Annotated in this window: 1 protein-coding gene; it reads left to right on the top strand. The window is 50.8% G+C overall.

The window, feature by feature from the left end; translation table 11 throughout:
* Nucleotides 1–399: 399 nt before the first annotated feature.
* Nucleotides 400–4,897: TonB-dependent siderophore receptor (locus Q3886_RS08345; RefSeq protein WP_301860900.1), on the top strand; the 4,498-nt coding region annotated here is incomplete at its 3' end.

Raw genomic sequence — 4,897 nt, 5'->3', positions numbered from 1 at the left:
TTTGATACAACTGCATACGAGTTTCCGGTAGTAACGAGCTGTCTCCAAAAGGGACAGCTCTTTTTCTATTGCCTGGACAGAGAAAATATCCATTACACAGGGCCCAAAGAGGTGAACATATATACGGTTTTTATGAAAAAACACGAAAAAAACAGAAAAACTAAAAATAAATGTCGGAACGGGCTGTAAAATGTCGGAATGGAGTAGAAAATCATTTTCATCTGTGATATACTTCACACATAGTCATTTTTAGCAATGATTCTTAGTATTGTATGAGTAAACACAGAAAGGGGAACGATTATGAAGCATTCATCAACATACGCCTTGTTGGCTTGCGCCGTCCTGACATGGATGTCCATGCCCGTACTGGCCGAGAGTCCACTAGGGGGGGAGCAAAATGTGACCACAAAGGACGTTGTCGTCGAAGCTAACGCAGCCAAAGAGGCCGCCAAGTACGAAAGCCAGCAGACGACGATCATCACGTCCGAAGACATTGAAAAGAAACAGGCCAAATCTGTAGAGGACATTATTTTCCACGAAACGGGCCTGTCCCGCAGTGTCGACGCTATGGGCCGCGTTACTGTCTCCATCCGCGGCGCCGAACCGCGGCACACCCTCATCCTCATTGACGGCCAGCCCGTCATGGGGGACTTTGCCAAGTACAGCGGCCAGGCTGACGAGCTCCAGCGGCTGGGTACGGAAAACGTGGACCACATCGAAATCATTCAGGGCGCAGCCAGCGCCAAGTACGGCTCGGACGCCATTGGCGGCGTCATCAATGTCGTGACCAAGAAAGCGGCCAAGACGCCAGGATTCCAGGTCAATGCCGAAGGACGGCGAACAAAAGGGGACGGCGACCTGTTTCCGTATCAGAACGTCTTCCTTCGCGCCGATTCGGGGCAGGTCGGCAAGGCCCGGTTCAGCGTATATGGCAGCAAGCGGGAAATCCTGCCCGTATACAGTAAGAATTCCTATAGCGACAATCTGAGCGGCAGCCTCCGCAACTCCCTTCGCTATTACGGCGATATTAAAAACATCGGCTTCCTCGGTTCCTATGACATTGATGAACGGAATAAAATTGATGTCACCCTCGATAAGACGACGGAAGATATGGAACGGCTCATGAAACAGTCCGATGCGGCGCCGCAGACCCTGTTCAAACGGGATCTGGACCGAAACCGCTACAGCCTGACCTATACGGGCAATAACGGCGGCAGTACGGACTGGAAAATCAGTTACGACTACACGAAGATACAGGAAAACGACGTCACTACGTCGACAGCCTATGCAGAAAGCAAATATACAGGTAAGAATACGCTCCTGTACGTCGACGATATTATGCATAAGCAGTACAATATCAAAGCGTCGGCCAATACACAGCTTAATGACCGGCACCTGCTGACCTATGGATTCGGCTATTCCCAGGAAACCGGTGAAGGAAGCCGCATCAAAAATGCGCCTCATACGACGACTCGCTACATCGATCCCTGGGCATATGATAAAAACCTGAAGGAAACCTATGACAGCATAACCGGGGCCAGTCAGGGACCGGAGTCTAAAGTGCATGATTATGCCATGTCCTTTCATGAAAACGGCGTTCCCTACTACGATAAAAACTGGGAGCTCTACGGAGCCAAGAACGGGCAGGGCATGCCTGCATTCACGGAAGATGACTGGCAGGCTTTAATGAACAACAAGGTTCCTAATGGAAATATAGGAGAGTTTGCGCAGCAGCTGCGTCAGGATCCCAGCAATGCAGAGCTGCTAAAAAAGAATCCGGATATATCAGATTATATGTTGGTCGTGAATTATTATAGGCATGATTTAGCCCAGCAACAGTATCCAGAAGCGACCAAATTTAACGGGAAAGAATTTAACGAAGAATATAATGCCCGGAAAAATCGCCAGACCGTCGGCAAGGTAACGCTGAAAAAACAGAACTTCTACATTGGTGATACATGGCAGGTCAATGACAATACCATCCTGTCGCCGGTATTCCGTATCGATCACAGTGATTTGTTCGGCTCCAATGCCACGTTCAACCTGGGCCTGACTCACAATCTGGGCGGCAATCAGCACCGCCGCTTCAAGGCCAACGTCGGCACAGGCTATACAGAGCCGGGCATGGGCGAATTATATTACAGCTGGGAAATGTATGCCGGCTCGCCGGCCCGCGTAGAAGGTCTGGGCGATGAACTGGGACGCATGGGCTATTACTGGATTGGCAATCCCGATCTGAAGCCGGAAAAATCAGTCAACTTCGACATCGGCATTGAAGGGGAAAACGGCAATACGTCGGCACGGCTTAACGTATTCCACAATAAAATCGATGACTACATGACGACGTACTTTACAGGCGAAATTATGGATTTCCATCCTGGCGCCAGTACGCTTAAATTTATTCAGCCGCCTGATATGATTTACAGCTTTAAAAATATTGGCGAAGCCGAAATCACCGGCGTCGAAGCGGAAATCAACCATCGCTTCAATAAACACTGGAGCGGCAAGCTGGGTTATACGTACCTACACGCCGTCAACAAGAGTGATCCCGATATGCCGGACCAGCTCCTGGACAAGCCTCAGCATAAGGTGGATATTGGCGTGACCTATGAAAATGCCGGCTGGACGGCATCTCTGTGGGGTGATTACTACATTCATATGCTGGACAGCAATGCCATCAGCAATAACGGCAACTATATGGAATCCGATGACCATACGGTTCATTATTTCTTCAAAGACAAGTCGGACTGGACGTATCAGAAGAAGACCTTCGGCCTGTGGAATTTCCTCCTGTCCAAACAGATCGACAAGGATTCGACCGTCTATGTAGGCGTAGATAATTTGTTTAACCACCGCGACGACGATCAGGCCTTTATGGAACGGGTCTACAAGTTCGGCGTAAACCTGAAATTTGGTCCTGGCGGCGAAACGCTGGAAAAAGAGCTGGATAAGGCTGCCGGCAAGGCTGTCGTCGAAGATACGACGAAGCCGCTGGATACGGACTGGTTCATTCAGAAGCCCTTTGATACGGAAAAAGAACCAGGCGTCGAAGTCATTGGCGATTACCGGGCCCGCTGGAATTCCTTTACCGGTGAAATCAAAGCGTCCGAAGCCCGGGTGACGCCGACAGCCAGCGTCGGTTCAGCCTATAAGAACTACCTGGAAAAAGCAGAACACGGTTTTGAACAGCGCCTGCGCCTGGGCCTGGACGCCCGCATTGGTGAAAACACAAATGTGAAAATTCTCGGCAGTGCCTCCGGCATGACCGGCGTCGACACGATGCACGACGTCAGCGACTCAAAGGGACTGAATCACCAGCGCCTGGACAACATAGATATTACGCAGCATGCAAACAAATGGGACTTTTCCATAGGACGCCTGACCGAACCCATGGGCGTGACGGGCTACTGGTTTGGCAAGGAATACGACGGCGCCCGGGCCGTATGGACCAGCGGCAATACCCAGGTCCGCCTGGGCTACGGCGACTTCAGCGCCTCTACAGGCATTACAGACTCGGCCTATACCCACGCCACGCGGGAAGTATTCATGCGGGCGCCGACGATTCAGGAATGGCTTGGCTATGATCAGGATGCGAGAGAGCCAGAAGGAATCTATGTAGATCACGTCCTTACGAAAGAAGGATTTTCCGGATTATACCAGAAACTGGCTGCAGCTTCTACGCTGGCAGAGCAGAAAGAGCTCGTATCACAGTACCTGGATATTATCAAACAAGATAAGCCCGATACGTATAATACGATTATGGCCAATAGCATTGTAGTGCCGGCTATTAATACCTTTGCCTGGAAAGAAGTCACCCTTACTCAGGGGGATAAGGTCATTGGCACGTATATGGTCATGGAAAATCCCTATCTGCATGGTAACATGCAGCATAACAAAACCATTCCAGTGACCGATGTATTCGATCAGAAAAAACTGGAAGAAACAGCGGAAATGCAGTGGCAGAGTATGAGTGACTCCCTGGAACAAGTGAAGGAAAGCCCCTACTCCAAGATAATAGATTATGATGCACGCTCTTCCATATTGGGGGATGGCAAGTATACTGTTACAGAAAAGTGGGCAGGATACTACCAATATACGGGAAGCCAAATACTAAAACCGTTATGGGAGACCCCTGATGCAACTACAGTAGCGGTTTCAAAAGACGACTTTGACCAGCATTCGCAAAAATTGGCCGGCGGCAAAGACGAGGCGCATACGCTGGCAGTACAGTCCCTGTGGAATAAAGACTATGCTTTTCAGCAGTATTATACGACAAAATATTTTGATGCCAATCATACAAAGGGGACAGGCCTGAGTGGATATACCGTACAGGCAGGGGTCCCGGAAGCACTGACCCGGGTGATTCAGACGCTGGGGGCCTGGCAGGAAAATAACAGTATGCCTGTAGAAGCGCTGGAAAAACAGGGTATTCTGCTGCCGCAGTTTGGCACAGTCCTGGTCAAGGACGTCATTCCGGCTATTGAACGGGCGGCCTTTGTCCAGGCCAAGCACCAGTTTGGTGACAACTTCGGTGTCCAGGCCTGGTATCTCCGCTCCCTGGGCGACGATACTCATTCTATCCGCTATGCTGACGAACGGAGAGCGGATCTCAACAACACGGCATCTTTCGATGAACTGGCCAACGTCATCGGCCTGGGCGCCAAGTACCGCTTCGGCCAGAATGCGTCGGTGTCCTTTGACTGGGGACAGAACCGGACTGATTTTGGCCGCTTCATGAACGGCTCTACCATCTACACCCATACGGCAGGAACGTCGGACTTTTCCATCGACGGCCGCACCATGGGCGGAATGCCGCGGTTCTGGACGGTGCGCTTTGACATTGGCAGGGCCGATACGGATGTGCCGGGCAGCTGGAATGCCTTTGCCGACTACAAGT

It is taken from the genome of uncultured Megasphaera sp. (assembly GCF_958350005.1).
GTDB lineage: Bacteria > Bacillota > Negativicutes > Veillonellales > Megasphaeraceae > Megasphaera.
Note: the sequence above shows the minus strand (reverse complement) of the source record. Positions and strands in the feature narration are given on the sequence as shown.